The sequence below is a fragment of the Serratia sp. AS12 genome (assembly GCF_000214195.1).
GTDB classification, from domain to species: domain Bacteria; phylum Pseudomonadota; class Gammaproteobacteria; order Enterobacterales; family Enterobacteriaceae; genus Serratia; species Serratia plymuthica.
The window spans coordinates 5,043,891-5,062,218 of the sequence record NC_015566.1; the positions used below are offsets into that span (position 1 = coordinate 5,043,891).

17 protein-coding genes are annotated in these 18,328 nt (G+C 58.1%); 9 read left to right on the forward strand and 8 right to left on the reverse strand.

Annotated features, from left to right (window positions below):
- The first annotated feature begins 10 nt into the window (after window positions 1-10).
- Window positions 11-289 (forward strand): type II toxin-antitoxin system RelE/ParE family toxin, encoded by a 279-nt coding sequence (locus SERAS12_RS23385; RefSeq protein WP_013814818.1) that lies wholly within the window; start codon window positions 11-13, stop codon window positions 287-289.
- On the opposite strand, the gene btsR is transcribed toward SERAS12_RS23385, so the two are convergent.
- The 3 genes from btsR to ppiA form a co-directional block, all read right to left on the reverse strand.
- The gene (gene btsR, locus SERAS12_RS23390) at window positions 290-1,015 is read right to left on the reverse strand and encodes a two-component system response regulator BtsR (protein ID WP_013814819.1); all 726 of its coding nucleotides are present in this window, start codon (window positions 1,013-1,015) and stop codon (window positions 290-292) included. It lies immediately after the preceding gene.
- Window positions 1,015-2,700 (reverse strand): sensor histidine kinase, encoded by a 1,686-nt coding sequence (locus tag SERAS12_RS23395; RefSeq protein ID WP_013814820.1) that lies wholly within the window; start codon window positions 2,698-2,700, stop codon window positions 1,015-1,017. The genes btsR and SERAS12_RS23395 overlap by 1 nt, the downstream gene beginning before the upstream one ends.
- Before the next feature lie 159 nt (window positions 2,701-2,859).
- Entirely contained in the window at window positions 2,860-3,429 is a 570-nt protein-coding gene (gene ppiA / locus SERAS12_RS23400) for a peptidylprolyl isomerase A (RefSeq protein ID WP_013814821.1), read from the reverse strand.
- A 355-nt stretch (window positions 3,430-3,784) separates the two neighbouring features.
- On the opposite strand from ppiA, the gene SERAS12_RS23405 reads away from it, so the two are divergent.
- The 4 genes from SERAS12_RS23405 to tsgA all read left to right on the forward strand — a co-directional run bounded on the left by SERAS12_RS23405 (window position 3,785) and on the right by tsgA (window position 7,938).
- Complete coding sequence (locus SERAS12_RS23405; protein ID WP_041416656.1) at window positions 3,785-4,123, forward strand: PTS lactose/cellobiose transporter subunit IIA; 339 nt, start codon at window positions 3,785-3,787, stop codon at window positions 4,121-4,123.
- Window positions 4,120-5,427: a 6-phospho-beta-glucosidase gene (locus SERAS12_RS23410; RefSeq protein WP_013814823.1), complete on the forward strand. Its 1,308-nt coding sequence runs from the start codon at window positions 4,120-4,122 to the stop codon at window positions 5,425-5,427. The genes SERAS12_RS23405 and SERAS12_RS23410 overlap by 4 nt, the downstream gene beginning before the upstream one ends.
- A gap of 97 nt (window positions 5,428-5,524) precedes the next feature.
- A complete protein-coding gene (locus tag SERAS12_RS23415; RefSeq protein ID WP_013814824.1) occupies window positions 5,525-6,505 on the forward strand; it encodes a LacI family DNA-binding transcriptional regulator in 981 nt (326 codons plus the stop codon).
- A 248-nt stretch (window positions 6,506-6,753) separates the two neighbouring features.
- Window positions 6,754-7,938: an MFS transporter TsgA gene (gene tsgA / locus SERAS12_RS23420; RefSeq protein ID WP_013814825.1), complete on the forward strand. Its 1,185-nt coding sequence runs from the start codon at window positions 6,754-6,756 to the stop codon at window positions 7,936-7,938.
- 63 nt (window positions 7,939-8,001) lie between these two features.
- Here tsgA and SERAS12_RS23425 read toward each other — a convergent pair whose 3' ends face one another.
- A complete protein-coding gene (locus tag SERAS12_RS23425) occupies window positions 8,002-9,270 on the reverse strand; it encodes a cytosine deaminase (RefSeq protein ID WP_041416657.1) in 1,269 nt (422 codons plus the stop codon).
- A gap of 303 nt (window positions 9,271-9,573) precedes the next feature.
- Here SERAS12_RS23425 and nirB point away from each other — a divergent pair, with 303 nt between their 5' ends.
- From nirB to cysG, 4 genes are read left to right on the forward strand one after another with little or no spacing between them, the layout of a single operon-like run.
- A complete protein-coding gene (gene nirB, locus SERAS12_RS23430) occupies window positions 9,574-12,123 on the forward strand; it encodes a nitrite reductase large subunit NirB (RefSeq protein ID WP_013814827.1) in 2,550 nt (849 codons plus the stop codon).
- Complete coding sequence (gene nirD / locus SERAS12_RS23435; protein ID WP_013814828.1) at window positions 12,120-12,446, forward strand: nitrite reductase small subunit NirD; 327 nt, start codon at window positions 12,120-12,122, stop codon at window positions 12,444-12,446. The genes nirB and nirD overlap by 4 nt, the downstream gene beginning before the upstream one ends.
- Before the next feature lie 30 nt (window positions 12,447-12,476).
- Window positions 12,477-13,277, forward strand: coding sequence for a nitrite transporter NirC (gene nirC, locus SERAS12_RS23440; protein ID WP_013814829.1), 801 nt, complete (start codon window positions 12,477-12,479; stop codon window positions 13,275-13,277).
- A gap of 49 nt (window positions 13,278-13,326) precedes the next feature.
- Window positions 13,327-14,730 carry a siroheme synthase CysG gene (cysG, locus tag SERAS12_RS23445; protein WP_013814830.1) on the forward strand — a complete coding sequence of 468 codons (1,404 nt, stop codon included), beginning with the start codon at window positions 13,327-13,329 and terminating at the stop codon, window positions 14,728-14,730.
- A gap of 51 nt (window positions 14,731-14,781) precedes the next feature.
- Here the strand turns inward: cysG and trpS are convergent, their stop codons facing one another.
- From trpS to dam, 4 genes are all read right to left on the reverse strand, one after another.
- Entirely contained in the window at window positions 14,782-15,786 is a 1,005-nt protein-coding gene (gene trpS / locus SERAS12_RS23450) for a tryptophan--tRNA ligase (protein WP_004951301.1), read from the reverse strand.
- Between the two features lie 2 nt (window positions 15,787-15,788).
- Window positions 15,789-16,487: a phosphoglycolate phosphatase gene (locus tag SERAS12_RS23455; RefSeq protein WP_013814831.1), complete on the reverse strand. Its 699-nt coding sequence runs from the start codon at window positions 16,485-16,487 to the stop codon at window positions 15,789-15,791.
- On the reverse strand, window positions 16,480-17,157 hold the full coding sequence (gene rpe / locus SERAS12_RS23460; protein ID WP_006319070.1) for a ribulose-phosphate 3-epimerase: 678 nt from the start codon (window positions 17,155-17,157) through the stop codon (window positions 16,480-16,482). Before rpe ends, SERAS12_RS23455 begins: the two co-directional genes overlap by 8 nt.
- Before the next feature lie 112 nt (window positions 17,158-17,269).
- The gene (gene dam, locus SERAS12_RS23465; RefSeq protein WP_004951307.1) at window positions 17,270-18,082 is read right to left on the reverse strand and encodes an adenine-specific DNA-methyltransferase; all 813 of its coding nucleotides are present in this window, start codon (window positions 18,080-18,082) and stop codon (window positions 17,270-17,272) included.
- Window positions 18,083-18,328 lie beyond the last annotated feature (246 nt).

Sequence of the window (18,328 nt, forward strand, 5' to 3'; positions counted from 1 at the left end):
AGGAAATGTCGTGACACTCAAGTGGACGGAACCCGCGATTGCCGATCGTATGGCAATTTATGACTACCTGGAAACAAAGAATCCGGCCGCAGCTATAGAAATTGATAGCTTGATTTCAGCAGCTGCGACACGACTCTCACAAAACCCGTCCAGTGGAAAACCAGGCCGAGTGCCCGGTACACGTGAAATGGTTATTCATCATTCCTACTTTCTGATTTATGAATTAACCAACGGGTTAATCATTATGCTGGCCGTAGTTCATGCCCGCCGTCAGTGGCCCGCCAATTGATCATCCCCGCAGCCCCAGCTCTTCCTTCAGCGCTTTCAGGTAGCGGCGGCTGACCGGCACCGGTTCTCCGGCCGGCATGATCATCTCCGCCGCGCCGCTGTCCTCGAAGCGAATTTCGCGCACCTGCTCCAGGTTGACCAGATACTGGCGGTGGCAGCGTACCAGCGGCGTGCGGAGCTCCAGCGTCCGCAACGTCAGTTCGGTGAAACACTCCATACCGTCATTACGCACCACGAACACCCCGCTCAGCCGCGAGCGGACAGCCACCACCTCGTCAAAACGCAGCAGGTAAATGCGACTGTGGCCGGTGCAGGGAATGTATTTCAGATAGCCGGCACTCTCATCCAGTGCAGCGATATTCTGCTGCCCACGATGCTGCTGCAGGCGCTGCAGCGTTTTGCTCAACCGCTTCGGCTCCGCCGGCTTCAGCAGATAGTCAAACGCGTGTTCTTCAAAAGCCTGCACCGCATACTCGTCATAGGCGGTCAGGAATACGATATGCGGCATGCGGTTGGGATCGAGCATACCCACCATCTCCAGCCCGGTAATGCGCGGCATCTGAATATCCAGGAACACCACGTCCGGCTGCAGGCGGTGGATCCCGCTAATGGCTTCTATCGCGTTGGCGCATTCGCCAACAATGCAGATACCGTCTTCCGCCTCCAGTAAATGCCGCAGGTTATCGCGTGCGGAAGGTTCATCATCAACAATCAGTACGTTTAACATCAGGCAGCCCTCGCCAGCGGCACGTTGAGCGTAATGCGGGTAAATGTTTGCGGTTCGCAGGCCACCTGCACGCCATAGCCCTCGCCGTAGCGTACGCGTATGCGCTTATCCACCAGGTTCATCCCCAGCCCGCTGTTGTTCGGCTGCGGCTGGAACAAGCCGGCGTTATCGGTCACTTGCAGCAGCAGGCACTCGCCCTCAAGCCGTGCGCCGATATCAATCCGTCCCACGCCCAACAGTTGCGAAGTGCCGTGCTTGATGGCGTTCTCGACGATCGGTTGCAGCGAAAAGGCCGGCAATCGCACCGCCAACAGCTCTTCCGGCAGCGAAACCGCGATCTCCAGCCGATCGGCAAAACGCGCCTGCTCAATTTGCAGGTAGGCGTTCACATGTTCCAGCTCGTCAGCCAGGCTGACCTCGTCATCCGAACGTTTCAGGTTTTTGCGGAAAAAGGTCGAAAGGTACTGCACCAGTTCACAGGCCCGGTCGCCATCACGGCGGATCACCGCCACCAGCGTATTCAGGGCGTTAAACAGGAAGTGCGGGTTAACCTGCGCATGCAGCAGTTTGATTTCGGACTGCGCCAGCAGCTGTTTATGACGCTCATACTGCCCGGCCATAATCTGCGCGGACAACAGGCTGGCGATACCCTCGCCCAGCGTGCGATTGATGGTGCTGAACAACCGGCTTTTCGGTTCGTACAGCTTGATGGTGCCGATCACCCGCTGATTCTCGCCGCGCAGCGGGATCACCAGCGTCGAGCCCAGCTTGCAGTTGGGGTTGATCGAGCAACAGTAGGAAAGCTCGTTACCGTCGGCGTACACCACTTCATTGTTGTCGATAGCGCGATGCGAATGCCCCGATGAGATTGGCGTGCCCGGCAGATGATGGTCATCGCCAATGCCGATAAACGCCAGCAGCTTCTCGCGATCGGTTATGGCCACCGCACCGATGCCCAACTCCTGATAGATCACCCGCGCCACCTTCATGCTGTTTTCCTGATCGAACCCCTGCCGTAAGATGCCCTCGGTACGTTCGGCGATCTTCAGCGCCTTGGCGGAAAACGCGCTGGTGTATTTCTCGAACATCGCCCGCCGGTCCAGCAGGATTTGCATGAACATCGCCGCCCCCAGGGTATTGGCGATCAACATCGGCAAGGCAATGTGTTCGACCAGCCGCAGCGCCTCGCCGAACGGCCGTGCAATCGCCAGGATGATCGCCATCTGCAACACTTCGGTGACCAACGCCACGCCGGCGACAAACAAGGGATTAAACAGCAGGTCGATACGCCTGCGGCGCATGGCGATGCTGTGCACCAGCCCGCCGACCAGCCCTTCCGCCACCGTGGATACCGCACAAGCGATGTCGGTCATGCCGCCCAGCGTGTAACGGTGCAGGCCACCGGTCAGCCCCACCAGAAAACCGACCGAAGGCCCGCCCAGCAGGCCCCCCAGCACGGCGCCGATGGCGCGGGTATTGGCTATCGAGCCTTCGACGTGCAAGCCGAAATAGGTGCCCATGATGCAGAACACCGAGAAGATGAGGTAGCACAACAGCTTATGCGGCAACCGGATGGTCACCTGCGTCAGAGGAATAAATAGCGGGGTTTTGCTCAGCAAATAAGCAATAACAAGATAAACGCACATCTGCTGTAACAACAGCAGAACCTGGTTAAATTCAAACATGGCAGCCGCTCATTCCGAGAGAAAACAAAGGCAAAATGCCGGGTTTCCGGTCTGATTATAAGCGGGCTATTAAAACATGCGGCGGGGAAGAAAACAGTGATGCAGGCAAAGCTTCGGAAGGAAGGAACGGCCGACCCCGACGGGATCGGCACAGAAAATTTATGGCAGCACTTTGGCTGACAGAATGACGATAGGCTTGCTCGGGACATTCTGGTACGGGCCCACATTGCCGGTAGGCGCCTGGGAAATTTTGTCCACCACGTCCATGCCTTTCACCACTTTACCGAACACCGCGTAACCGAAGTCGCGCTGGCCGTGATCCAGGAAGGCGTTATCCGCCACGTTCAGGAAGAACTGGCTGGTGGCGCTGTCTTTATCGGCGGTACGCGCCATCGAGATGGTGCCGCGCAGGTTGCGCAGGCCGTTATCGGCTTCGTTCTTGATTGGCGCGTTAGTGGTTTTTTGCTGCATATCCGCAGTAAAACCGCCGCCCTGAACCATAAAGCCCGGGATCACGCGGTGGAAAACGGTGTTGTTGTAATAGCCGCTGTTCACGTAGTCGACGAAGTTCTTGGTGGAAACCGGAGCCTTCTGACTGTCGAGCGCCAATTCGATATTCCCTGCCGAGGTGGTCAGCATGACATGAGTTTCACCGGCGGCGAACGCTGCGGGTGACATTGCTGTCAGGGAACACAGCGCAACGAAGGTCACTAAAGTACGTTTGAACATTAACGGGTCCTTTCTCTGAGAGACAAACAACGGAAAAGCGCTTTGATTCTAAAGAGCTGTACCTGGGAGTGCCAGCCATTTACCTATATTTACGCAACTGAGGGAGCATATCTTGGCCAGCCGCGATTTTTACTGCCAAAAGTATGATCGCCGATACCCTTTTTGCCAACTGCATCACGCATTTTTTGCCCTTTTCACACCTTCGTCGCTTTTTGCGACACAACTCCCGGTTTAGTTCTCGATTCCCGTTACTCTACATGAATGAGAGCGCTCTCATTTTAGAGAAACCGAGATTAACGCAGGTCCGCCGGCACCGCTGTCGCGCGATAACAGGAGAAATAACGTGAGTGAATTGATGACTGAAATCAGCCCCGATTTTGAAAGCACCATCATGGAACTGCTGGTGTTCTCCGGTGGCGCCCGCAGCAGTGCCCTGATGGCGCTGCAACAGGCGCGTGCCGGGGACTTTACTGCGTCAGCCAAACACATGGCCGAATCGAAACAGTCGGTGAAAAAAGCGCACCTTATCCAAACCCAGTTGATCGGCCTGGATGAAGGCTGCGGCAAACTGACCATCAACCTGATTACCGTTCATGCGCAGGACCACCTGATGAACGCCATGGTGATCCAGGATCTGGCAGACGACATGATTGAACTTTACCGCCGTCAGGCACTGTTGGAGACTCGCGCATGAATTCGTTGAAAATCGCCGTTATCGGCGGCGGCAGCAGCTACACGCCAGAGTTGGTCGATGGGCTAATCCAGCGCATCGAAGAACTGCCGGTGACCGAATTGGCGCTGGTTGACGTTGAACCGGGCCGCGAGAAGGTAGAGATCATCGCCGCGCTGACCCGGCGTATGCTGGCGCGCAATGGGCTGGAGCAGGTGAAGGTCAGTGTGCATTTCGAGCTGGATGACGCCATTCGCGGTGCCCACTTCGTCCTGACCCAGTTCCGCGTCGGCCAGTTACCGGCACGCGCCGCCGACGAGCGTCTCGGCCTGAAATACGATTTGATCGGCCAGGAAACTACCGGCGTGGGCGGCTTCGCCAAAGCGCTGCGCACCATCCCGGTCATGCTGGATATTGCGCGCAGAGTGGAAAAGCTGGCGCCGGACGCCTGGATCATTAACTTCACCAACCCGGCCGGCATCGTCACCGAAGCGGTCTCCCGCTATACCAAAGCGAACATTATCGGCCTGTGCAACGTGCCGATCAGCATGCACCACATGATCGCCACTATGTTAAAAAGCCCCTATGAAGACGTGCAGTTGCAGTTCGCCGGGCTGAACCACATGGTGTGGGTGCATCAGGTGCTGCAAAACGGCCATGACGTGACCGACAAGGTGATCGACATGCTGTGCGACGGCGCTGCACTGACCATGAACAACATCAAAGAAGAACCATGGCAGCCGGACTTCCTGCGCGCCGTAGGCGCCATCCCCTGCCCGTATCATCGCTATTTCTACCAGACCAAAGAGATGCTGGCCGAAGAAGTGGCCGCGGCGGCCGAGCGCGGCACCCGTGCCGAGCAAGTGATGAAGGTGGAGAAAGAACTGTTTGAGCTGTATGCCGATCCTCAGCTCGACAGCAAGCCTGAACAACTGAGTTTTCGCGGTGGATCATACTATTCGGAAGTGGCGCTGGAGCTAATTCGTGCGATCCATAATAATCTCGGTACGCAATTAGTCGTCAATACCGCAAACCGGGGCGCCATTCGCGGCTTACCGGACGATGCCGTGATAGAAACCAACTGCATCGTCGATGCGCAGGGCGCGCACCCGCTGACCTTCGGCACGCTGCCGGATTCCATGCACGCGCTGACCCAGCAGCTGAAGGCCTACGAGCGCCTGACCATCGAAGCCGCAGTGCATGGCGATCGTCGCAGCGGGCTGCTGGCGCTGGTCACCAATCCGCTGGTGGCCAATGCCAACGTGGCGCAACCGCTGCTGGAAGACGTGCTGGCGGTGAATGCGCCTTATCTGCCGCAGTTTAAATAACCGCCTGGCGGGACGTGGTTGCTGATACATTGCTATACCTACTATGCAGGGGTTCGGTTCGCCGAACCCGGTTTTAGCCGTAATCAGGAGTCGGATGATGGTGACACTGGAAGATGTCGCAGCATTGGCGGGCGTGTCCCGCGCCACCGTGTCACGCGTAGTGAATGGCGATACCAACGTTAAAGCGCCGACCCGCGAGAAGGTTGAACGGGCGGTAGCCCAGCTCGGTTATACCCCCAACCCCGCCGCCCGCGCGCTGGCTTCCAGCCACAGCAATACGCTGGGCCTGGTCACCACCTCGTATCGCGGCGGTTTCTTCGGCGCGCTGATGGACTTTGTGCAAACCGAAGCCGAATCCCAGGGTAAACAGCTGCTGGTGACCCAGGGCCGCAACAGTGCGGAAAACGAATGGCGGGCGATCCAGCGGCTGTTCAACCTTCGCTGTGACGGGGTGATCCTGCACGTGCGTTTCCTCAGCGACGACCAACTGCGCCAGTTGGCGGCGGAGCAACGCAGCTTTGTGCTGCTCGATCGCCTGGTGCCCGGCCTGGAAGACCGCTGCGTCATCTTTGATCACCCACTCGCCAGCCGCATGGCGACGCAACAGTTGATCGATGCCGGTCACCGGCGTATCGCCTGCATCAGCGGCCCAAGCGAACGGATTTCCAGCCGGCTGCGGCTGCAGGGTTTCGAACAGGCGATGCAGGCCGCGCATATCAAGCCGCTGGCCTGCGTGGAAGGGGTTTACGACCTGGAAAGCGGCTACCGCTGCGCCGACCGACTGCTGCAACTGGAAACCCTGCCCACCGCCATTTACTGCTGTAACGAAGAAATGGCCATCGGCGCGCTGCTGGCGCTCAACGAGCACCGTCTGCGGGTACCGCAAGATATCTCGCTAATCTGTTACGACAGCGGCGAACGCGCGCCCTTCGTGCGACCGGCGCTGACCAGCGTACATTTCCCGATTACCGAGATGGCGCAATACGCCACGCGGCTGCTGATTGATCCGACCACCCCGCACATCAGCTTCGCGCCGACGATCGTCAGCCGCGACTCGATTGTGACGATAAGCAAATAGATCACAAAAAAATTTCACAACCTTTCATTGATTGCATCAAAAAATCGACAGCCATCACAAAAACTCCCGTTGTCTGTGCTAGGATCCGCTCCCTGGTGGCCTGATCGGGACTTTTCTGCTTTTACAAGGAAAAGCCAGCGGCCTTAACCCAGTGTTATACCCCGTGAATTTCAAATTGCAGCTGGGCACCCAACTGCGGTTTGAAAGGCGACGGGTATAATCCTAACAGACATAATCAGGCCTATATAATGAATGACAGCAACCGTCTACGGCTTACCTGGATCAGCTATTTTTCTTACGCGCTGACCGGCGCTTTAGTTATCGTCACAGGGATGGTGATGGGGAACATTGCAGAGTACTTTAATCTGCCGGTTTCCAGCATGAGCAACACCTTTACTTTCCTTAACGCCGGCATCTTGATTTCGATCTTCCTCAACGCCTGGTTGATGGAAATCATTCCGCTGAAGCGTCAACTGATGTTTGGCTTTATCCTGATGGTACTGGCTGTCGCCGGGCTGATGGTGACCAAGAGCCTGACGATGTTCTCCTTGTGCATGTTTATCCTTGGCGTGGTCAGCGGCATCACCATGTCGATAGGCACCTTCCTGATCACCCATATGTACGCCGGCCGCCAGCGCGGTTCGCGCCTGCTGTTCACTGACTCTTTCTTCAGCATGGCCGGGATGATCTTCCCGATTGTCGCCGCGATGCTGCTGGCGCGTCAGATCGGCTGGTACTGGGTGTATGCCTGCATCGGCCTGCTGTACGTGGGCATCTTTGTGCTGACCCTGTTCTCCGAATTCCCGGTGCTGGGCAACAAAGGCGCCAATGCCGGCCAGCCGGTAGCGAAAGAGAAATGGGGTGTCGGCGTGCTGTTCCTGTCGATCGCCGCTCTGTGCTATATCCTCGGTCAGTTGGGCTTTATCCAATGGGTGCCGGAATACGCCACCAAGTCCTTCGGGATGGACATCGGCCAGGCAGGTAAGCTGGTCAGCGATTTCTGGACCTCGTACATGCTTGGCATGTGGGTGTTCAGCTTTATCCTGCGCTTCTTTGACTTGCAGCGTATCGTCACTGTTCTGGCCGCTCTGGCGACCGGCGCGATGTACCTGTTCGTCAGCACCGACAATCCGGAACACCTGGGCTACTACATTATGGCTTTGGGCTTCGTTTCCAGCGCGATCTACACCACGCTGATCACCCTAGGCTCGCTGCAAACCAAGGTGTCCTCACCGAAACTGGTTAACTTCATCCTGACCTGCGGCACCATCGGCACCATGCTGACCTTCGTGGTCACCGGCCCGATCGTGGCTAAAGGCGGCGCACACGCTGCGCTGACCACCGCCAACGGCCTGTACCTGGCGGTGTTCGTCATGTGTCTGCTGCTCGGTTTCGTTACCAAGCACCGCAGCCACGGTCACGTGACGCACTAATCTGTCGTCCGTGACATCAAAAAGGCGCCTCAGGCGCCTTTTTTTATGGCTGTTGCCCACGCCTTAGCGCCGGAAATCCACCTTCTCATCCTGCGCCAGATACAGCGTGGTTTCCGCCGGCCGGGTCTCGGCAATCACCGCCCCCTGACGAATCGAATAGCGCACCGGGGTCTGACGGCGTACCGCATCAAAGCCGCTTTCCGCAGGCAGGATCACCAGATTGGCGCTGTTGCCCGCCGCCAGGCCATAATCGGTCAGGTGCAGGGTGCGCGCGCTGTGGCTGGTGATCAGTTTCAGCCCGTCGTCAATCTGGCCGTATCCCATCAGTTGGCAGACGTGCAGCCCCATGTGCAGGACTTGCAGCATATTGGCGGTCCCCAGCGGATACCAGGGATCGAAGACGTCGTCGTGGCCAAAGCAGACGTTAATCTCCGCTTCCAGCATTTCTTTCACCCGCGTGATGCCGCGCCGTTTCGGGTAGCTGTCGAAGCGCCCCTGCAGGTGAATATTGACCAGCGGGTTAGCGACAAAGTTGATGCCGGACATTTTCAACAGGCGGAACAGCCGTGACGTGTAAGCACCGTTATAGGAGTGCATCGCGGTGGTATGGCTGGCGGTCACCCTGGCGCCCATATTCAGCTTCAGCGCCAGCGCCGCCACGGTTTCGACAAAGCGCGACTGCTCATCGTCAATCTCATCGCAGTGTACGTCCACCAGCCGATCGTACTTTTGCGCCAGCGCAAAGGCCTTGTGCAGCGATTCTACGCCGTATTCGCGCGTAAACTCGAAGTGCGGAATGGCCCCCACCACGTCAGCCCCCAGCCGCAGCGCCTCTTCCAGCAATGCCTCGCCGTTGGGATAGGACATAATGCCTTCCTGCGGGAAAGCGACGATTTGCAGCGTCACCCAGGGCGCAACCTCCTGCTTCACCTCCAGCATGGCGCGCAGCGCGGTCAGGGTCGGATCGGAGACGTCAACATGGGTACGCACGTACTGCACGCCGTTGGCGATCTGCCATTTCAGCGTCTGCCAGGCGCGTTGTTTGACGTCCTCGTGGGTCAGCAATGCCTTGCGCTCCGCCCAGCGCTCAATGCCTTCAAACAGGGTGCCGGACTGGTTCCAGGCCGGCTGTCCGGCGGTCTGGGTGGTGTCCAAATGGATATGCGGCTCGACAAACGCCGGCAGCGCCAGCCCACCCTGCGCATCAAGCACGTCGCTGCGCCACTCCTTCCCCTCAGGTTGCGGCACCAGATGGGCAATGCGCCCCTGCTCAATGGCCAGTTGCCACAGCCCTTCATGCCCGCTCAAACGCAGGTTGTCGATAAACTTCAATGGATTCTTGGCCACCCTTCACCTCTGCTGTTGCGGCTCGTTTTATTCATCATACTGGCAGCGGATCCGGCTGACAAAGCCGCAAAAAGTTTATTACTCCCTCCGCTACTCCCGACGGGGTAAGGTTCACAGTAACTGGCTCGTTTCAGCTAAAGATGAATAAAAACCGCAACTTATCAAATATCGATAAAAATCATCTATATACCACATTAGAGGTATATGAAGGTGCACTTGATTTGCATCAATAAATTGCCCGTGGGGAGGCATAAGGTAAGCCTAGGAAATCAGAATTTTGAGGCAATAATGAGCAGAGTCAAACTTGCTGTCATCGGGAACGGCATGGTCAGCCACCGGTTTATCGAAGATCTGCTGGAAAAAGCAGACAAAGACCAGTTTGAGATCACCGTGTTTTGTGAAGAACCGCGCATCGCCTATGACCGCGTGCACCTGTCGTCTTATTTCGCCCACCATACTGCCGAAGAACTCTCGCTGGTACGCGAAGGCTTCTACGAAAAACAGGGCGTGAAGGTGTTGGTCGGCGAGCGCGCCATTACCATCAACCGCAGTGAGAAGGTCATTCACTCCAATACCGGCCGCACCCTTTACTACGACAAGCTGATTATGGCCACCGGCTCCTACCCGTGGATCCCGCCGATTAAAGGCTCGGAAAGCCAGGATTGCTTTGTCTACCGCACCATTGAAGATCTGAACGCCATCGAAGCCTGCGCACGCCGCAGCAAACGCGGTGCGGTGGTTGGCGGCGGCCTGCTGGGGCTGGAAGCCGCCGGGGCGCTGAAAAGCCTGGGCGTCGAAACTCACGTCATTGAATTCGCCCCAATGCTGATGGCCGAACAGCTCGATCCTATGGGCGGCGATCAGTTGCGCCGCAAGATCGAACGCATGGGCGTCAAAGTGCATACCGGTAAAAACACGAAAGAGATCGTCAACGGCGGGGAACAGGCGCGTAAAACCATGCAGTTCGCCGACGGCACCGAGCTGGAAGTGGACTTTATCGTGTTTTCCACCGGCATCCGCGCTCAGGACAAGCTGGCTCACCAATGTGGCCTGGCTACCGCCCGCCGTGGCGGCATCGTGATTAACGACAGTTGCCAAACCTCCGATCCGGACGTTTACGCCATCGGCGAGTGCGCCTCCTGGCGTGAGCGTACCTTCGGCCTGGTGGCGCCGGGCTATAAAATGGCGCAGGTCACGGCCGATCATTTGCTGGGCCGTGAAAATGCCTTCCAGGGCGCCGACATGAGCGCCAAGCTGAAGCTGCTGGGTGTGGACGTTGGCGGCATTGGCGATGCCCACGGTCGCACTGAAGGCGCGCGCAGTTACGTTTATCTGGATGAAAGCAAAGAAGTCTATAAGCGCATCATCGTCAGCGCCGACAATAAAACCCTGCTCGGCGCAGTGTTGGTGGGCGATACCAGCGACTACGGCAATCTGTTGCAACTGGCGCTGAACGCCATTGAACTGCCGGAAAACCCGGACGGCCTGATCTTGCCGGCACATGCGGGCAGCAAGCCGGCCATCGGCGTGGATTCCCTGCCGGACACCGCGCAAATCTGTTCCTGCTTCGACGTCACCAAGGGTGACATCGTCAAGGCGGTCGGCATGGGCTGCCACACCGTCGCGGCGATAAAATCAGAAACCAAGGCCGGTACCGGCTGCGGCGGCTGTATTCCGCTGATCACCCAAGTGCTGAACGCCGAGCTGAGCAAACAGGGTATCGAGGTTAACCACCATCTGTGCGAACACTTCGCCTATTCACGCCAGGAGTTGTACCACCTGATCCGCGTTGAAGGCATCAAGTCCTTCGACGCACTGCTGGCCAAATACGGCAAAGGTTACGGTTGTGAAGTCTGTAAGCCGACCGTCGGCTCGCTGCTGGCTTCCTGCTGGAATGAATTCGTGCTCAAACCGCAGCACACGCCGTTGCAGGACACCAACGACAACTTCCTCGGCAATATCCAGAAAGACGGCACTTATTCGGTGATCCCACGCTCCGCCGGCGGTGAAATTACGCCGGACGGGCTGATGGCGGTCGGCCAGATTGCCAAGGAATACAACCTGTATACCAAGATGACCGGTTCCCAGCGCATCGGTATGTTCGGTGCGCAGAAAGACGACCTGCCGGCTATCTGGAGCAAGCTGATTGCCGCCGGTTTTGAAACCGGCCATGCCTACGCCAAGGCGTTGCGCATGTCGAAAACCTGTGTCGGCAGCACCTGGTGCCGCTTTGGCGTGGGTGACAGCGTCGGGTTTGGCGTCAAACTGGAACACCGCTACAAAGGCATCCGCACGCCGCACAAAATGAAGTTCGGCGTTTCCGGCTGTACCCGCGAATGTGCTGAAGCGCAGGGCAAGGACGTCGGCATCATCGCCACCGAGAACGGCTGGAACCTGTACGTATGCGGTAACGGCGGCATGAAACCTCGCCACGCCGACCTGCTGGCGGCGGATCTCGACAGCGCTACGCTGGAACGTTATCTGGACCGTTTCATGATGTTCTACATCCGCACCGCCGATAAGCTGCAACGCACTTCGGTGTGGCTGGAAAGCCTGGAAGGCGGCATCGATTATCTGCGTAAGGTGATCATTGACGACAAACTGGGCATCAACGATCAGTTGGAAACCGAAATCGCCCGCCTGCGCGATGCGGTTATCTGCGAGTGGAAAGAAGCCGTCGAAGATCCGCAGGCCCAGGTCCGTTTCGCCCACTTTATCAACAGCAGCCTGCGCGATCCGAACGTACAGATCGTAGCCGAGCGCGAACAGCATCGGCCGGCGCGCCCGGATGAACGCATTCCCGTCACCCTGCTGGACGCTGAGGAGAACAACGTATGAGCCAGTGGATCACCCTTTGCCCCGTCACTGATATCCTGCCCGGCACCGGCGTGTGTGCCCTGATCGGCGAACAGCAGGTGGCGGTATTCCGCCCCCATGCCGATGAGCGGGTATTTGCTATCAGCAATATCGATCCTTTCGCCCAGGCCAGCGTGCTGTCACGCGGCCTGATCGCCGAACATCAGGGTGAACTGTGGGTCGCCAGCCCGCTGAAAAAACAACATTTCCGCCTGCACGACGGCTGCTGCCTGGAAGATGGCAGCCGCTCAGTTGCGCATTTCACCTGCCGGGTAGTCGACGGCATGGTGCAGGTCGCGGCCTGATATTTTCACGTTAACCTCAGGGGAAGCAGCATGTTCACCGATACCATCAACAAATGCGCCGCCAACGCAGCGCGCATCGTCAGGCTGTCGAAAGACAGCCCGCTGGGCTTTTGGATCAGCTCGGCGATGGCCGGGGCTTACGTCGGCCTCGGCATCATTTTAATCTTCACCCTTGGCAATCTGGTCGATCCGTCCCTTCGGCCATTAGTGATGGGCGCCACCTTCGGCATCGCGCTGACGCTGGTGATCATCGCCGGTTCCGAGCTGTTTACCGGCCACACCATGTTCCTGACGCTGGGCGTCAAAGCCGGTACCATCCGCCAGAGCCAGATGTGGGCAGTCCTGCCGCAAACCTGGTTGGGTAACTTGCTGGGGTCGGTGCTGGTGGCGCTGATGTACTACTACGGTGGCGGCAGCCTGCTGCCGGTGGACACCAGCCTGGTACATACTGTGGCGCTGGCGAAAACCACCGCCCCCGCCGAAGTGCTGTTCTTCAAGGGCGTGCTGTGCAACTGGCTGGTTTGCCTGGCCATTTGGATGGCGATTCGCGTCGAGGGCGCCGCCAAATTTATCGCCATCTGGTGGTGCCTGCTGGCCTTTATCGCCTCCGGCTACGAACACTCCGTCGCCAACATGACGCTGTTCGCCCTGTCCTGGTTCGGCCATCACAGCGAAGCCTACACTCTGAGCGGGATCGGCCATAACCTGCTGTGGGTAACTCTGGGCAATATCCTGTCCGGCTCGGTCCTGATGGGCCTGGGTTACTGGTACGCCACCCCGCGTGCCGAACGTCCGCAGGCCGAGAAAACCGCAGCGCGCCAGGCTGCATAATATTTCGGGGCGCACTGCGCCCCCGTTGCCAATTGCTCGAGGTTTGCCGATGGATTACCTGCCGATTTTCTGCCAACTGCAACACAAAGCCTGCCTGCTGGTCGGTGGCGGCGAGGTCGCCGAACGCAAGGCGCGTCTGCTGCTGGACGCCGGCGCATTGCTGACCGTCAACGCCTGCGCATTCAGCCCCCAGTTCCACGAGTGGGCAGCCCTTGGCCGGGTTAGGTTGGTGGAAGGGGAATTCAGCGCGGTATTGCTGGCGGACAAATGGCTGGTCATCGCCGCAACCGATCGGCTCGAGGTTAACGCGCTGGTCTATCAGTGCGCCAACCAGCAACGGGTATTCTGCAACGTTGTCGACGACCCCAAACGCGCCAGTTTTATCATGCCGTCGATTATCGATCGCTCCCCGATCATGGTCGCGGTGTCCTCCGGCGGCAAGGCGCCAGTGCTGGCACGGCTGCTGCGTGAAAAACTGGAAGCCGTGTTGCCGCAGCATCTTGGCAAGCTGGCGCAACTGGGCGGCTCATTGCGCCAACGGGTGAAACAGCACTTTACCGGTGCAGGTGCCCGCCGTCGTTTTTGGGAGAAACTGTTTGCCCATGACCGGCTGGCGCAGTCGCTGGCCAATGATGACCAGGCGCTGGCGCAGCGGCAGATCGAACAGTTGTTCGACTGTCCTGCGGAGGAGTCCGGCGAAGTGGTGCTGGTGGGCGCAGGGCCGGGGGACGCCGGCTTGCTGACGCTCAAGGGTTTGCAACAGATCCAGCAGGCCGACGTGGTGGTTTACGATCGGCTGGTGTCCGACGAGATCATGACGCTGGTGCGTCGCGATGCCGAGCGTATCTTCGTCGGCAAACGCGCGGGCCACCATTGCGTGCCGCAGGAGCAGATCAACCGCATCCTGCTGGAACAGGCGCAACAGGGTAAACGCGTTGTGCGGCTGAAAGGCGGTGATCCGTTTATTTTCGGCCGTGGCGGCGAAGAGCTGGAAACGCTGGCCGATGCCAATATCCCGTTCTCGGTGGTGCCGGGCATTACCGCCGCTTCCGGTTGTTCTGCCTACAGCGGCATTCCCCTCACCCATCGCGACCATGCGCAGAGCGTGCGGCTGGTGACCGGCCACGCCAAGAGCGGCGGCGGGTTGGACTGGCCGACGCTGGCCGCCGGGCAGCAAACGCTGGTGTTTTACATGGGCCTGACACAGGCCGCGGATATCCAACGCCAACTGATTGCCCACGGCATGCCCACGACCACGCCGGTGGCGCTGGTGGAAAACGGTACTTCATGCCGTCAACGGGTGATCGAAGGCGAGCTGAACCAACTGGGAACGCTGGCCCAACAGGCCGCCAGCCCAAGCCTGATTATCGTCGGCAGCGTGGTGAGCCTGCGCAGCAAGCTGAACTGGTTCTCCAGCCAGGAAACGCCGCAAAAGCTGGCTCAAATGGCCTGATACCGACGTAAAAAAAGCGGCTCATGGCCGCTTTTCTATCTGCGCAAAGCATTAAGGCTGTGACACGAAGCCTACCGCCTGGTAAACCTTCGCCAGCGTTTCCTGGGCGCGCGCACGCGCCTTGGCCGCACCGTCACGCATGACCTGCTGCAGCAAGGCCTCGTCATTGCGGAAGTTGTGATAACGCTCCTGCAACTCACCCAGCATACCGGATACCGCATCGGCAACCGCACCTTTCAGGTGGCCGTACATCTGGCCTTCAAATTCGGCTTCCAGCTGAGCGATGCTTTTGCCGGTCACGCCCGAGAGAATATCCAGCAAGTTGGATACGCCCGGCTTGTTCGCCACGTCGTAACGAATCACCGGCGGCTCTTCGGAGTCGGTCATCGCACGCTTGATTTTCTTGGCTACCGCTTTCGGATCTTCCAGCAGGCCGATCACGTTATTGCGGTTATCGTCCGACTTGGACATCTTCTTGGTCGGATCCTGCAACGACATCACGCGCGCGCCAGACTTGGGAATGAACGGTTCAGGCACCTTGAACACATCGCCATACAGCGCGTTGAAACGCTGACCGATGTCACGGCTCAATTCCAGATGCTGTTTCTGGTCTTCTCCGACCGGCACCTGGTTGGTCTGATACAGCAGAATGTCCGCCGCCATCAGCACCGGGTAGCTGAACAGGCCGGCATTGATGTTTTCCGCATAGCGCGCGGATTTGTCTTTGAACTGGGTCATGCGGCTCAGCTCGCCGAAATAGGTGTAGCAGTTCAGCACCCAGCTCAGTTGAGTGTGTTCCGGCACGTGCGACTGCACAAAGATGGTGCTCTTTTGCGGATCGATGCCGCAGGCCAGATACAGCGCCAGCGTATCCAGCGTAGCCTTGCGCAGTTTTTCCGCGTCCTGACGTACGGTGATGGCGTGCAGATCGACGATGCAGTAGATGCAGTCGTAATCGTCCTGCAGCTTAACCCACTGACGCAGCGCACCCATGTAGTTGCCAATGCTCAGTTCACCGGACGGCTGCGCGCCGCTAAATACGATGGGCTTACTCATGTTTAAATTTCCTGATTCTCTAAAGATGACAGCCCAAGAGAGGGCAACAAATCGGCAAAGCGCTCCAACACGCGGTCGGGATGGCTCAGGGCAATAGCCTCGCCGTAGTTATAACCGTAGGTCAGCGCAGCGCTTGGGCAACCCGCCCCCTGTGCCGCCTGAATATCGTTGCGCGAATCGCCCACGAACAGCAGCTCATTGGCGCGCAGGCCAAGCTTGCCGAGCACCAGATACAGCGGCGCCGGATGCGGTTTCTTTTCCACCACGTCGTCACCGCCGATGATCAGCGAGAAATAATCGATAATCCCCAACGCGGTCAGTAACGGCGCAACAAACGGCGTCGGTTTGTTGGTCACCAGCGCCATCGGATAACCCTGTGCAGCCAGGTGGGCCAGCGTTTCTTTCACCTGTGGGAACAGGCGGCTGCCGCTGTCGACGGTTTGCGCGTAGAAGTGATCGAAGCGCTCACGCAACTGACTGTTGTGTTCCGGCGTGGCTTCCACTTCAGCCCAACGCAGCGCACGCTGCACCAGCACATCGGCGCCATTGCCAATCCAGGTCCCCACGCGGGCTTCGCCGGCCTGCGGCAGACCCATTTCGGCCAGCGCCAGATCGATGGCTGCCGCCAACCCCGGCGCGCTGTCTACCAGCGTGCCGTCGAGATCGAAGGCCAGAGCGCGGATCGCGCTGAAATCAGCCATGAGTCACTTTCGCCAGTTCGCTGCGCATCTCGTCGATCACCTTGCGGTAATCCGGCTTGCCGAAGATCGCTGAACCGGCGACAAACATGTCCGCGCCCGCCGCTGCAATCTCGGCGATATTGTCTACCTTCACGCCGCCATCGACTTCCAGACGGATATCACGGCCACTTTCGTCGATCAGCTTGCGCACCTGGCGCAGCTTATCCAGGGTGCCGTGGATAAACGACTGGCCGCCAAAGCCCGGATTGACCGACATCAGCAGGATCACGTCGACTTTATCCATGACGTAATCCAGGTAGCTCAACGGCGTCGCCGGGTTGAATACCAGGCCGGCCTTGCAGCCGTGCTCTTTAATCAGCTGAATGGTGCGATCGACGTGTTCGGAGGCTTCCGGATGGAAAGAGATATAGTTGGCGCCCGCCGCAGCGAAATCCGGGACGATGCGATCGACCGGTTTCACCATCAGATGCACGTCAATCGGCGCGGTGATGCCATAGTCGCGCAGCGCCTGGCAAACCATCGGCCCGATGGTCAGATTGGGAACGTAGTGGTTATCCATCACGTCGAAGTGCACCACGTCGCCGCCTGCGGCCAGCACGTTAGCGGTATCTTCACCTAACCGGGCAAAATCTGCCGACAGAATGGACGGGGCAATTAAAAACTTTTTCATCCGCAATCTCCAAACGTAGGGTTCGAATTGTTATACCCTTCGCGTTTCAAGCCGCAGCGTTGTGGGCTGCACCTGAAATCCGCTGGGCATATACGCCGGGGCGTACCCCGGTTTAACGATAGAGCGCCAAAAGCTCGTTCACTTTACTGCGACCAAGAATATTACGGCTGATGGTGCGGCGCGCTTTCACCACGTACAGCGCGGCATGCTGGTACCAGTCACGCGTCAGCTCGGTGTCATGGTTGGAAATCAATACCGGCACCTGGCTTTCCACAGAAAGCTGATGCGCCATTAACGCCAGGCTTTGCTGATCGGCAATACTGAAGCTGTTGGTGTGGTAAGCGGTAAAATTCGCCGTCGCCGATAATGGCGCATACGGCGGATCGCAATATATCACTGTCCCGCGCTCGGCTTTTGCCATGGTATCGCGGTAATGCTCACAGACAAAAGTGGCGTTGCGGGATTTTTCAGCGAACCAGTACAGCTCTTCTTCCGGGAAGTACGGTTTCTTGTAACGTCCAAACGGGACATTGAACTCTCCACGCAGATTATACCGGCACAGGCCGTTATAACAGTGGCGGTTCAGATAGAGGAACAGCAGCGCGCGGCGATAGGCATCGGCACTGGTATTAAACTCTTCGCGCAGCAGGTAGAAGCGATCCGATTGATTGAACTCATCGGTGAAAAGAAGGCGGGCATCGCGCACGAAATCATCCGTACGCAGCTTAACGATGTTATACAGGTTGATAAGATCGCTGTTGATGTCGGCGAGAATATAGGCGTCGTACTCCGTGTTCAGGAAGACTGAACCCGCACCCACGAAGGGCTCGATTAAGCAGTCGCCCGCCGGCAGATGACGACGAATCTCGTCAACCAGCGGGTATTTTCCACCAGCCCATTTTAAAAAAGCGCGGTTTTTCTTCATGCCGTCAGTTAGCTACTTATACAATTCAGAGCGGCGGATTGTACTCTGTTTCAGACAGCACATCAGCGCACAAATTTAAATGATTATACCCTTCATCTTTCAAGCTGCAGCAATGTCGACTGCGTGCAGTTATTTGGCCTGTCCATGGGCCTACCCCTCTCGGAGCCACCGCAGGGGGCGGGCAAATCTGCTCACGGCAAACTTGCCACCCCCATCACCGTAGAGGCAAAAATCTTCGCCCCGCTT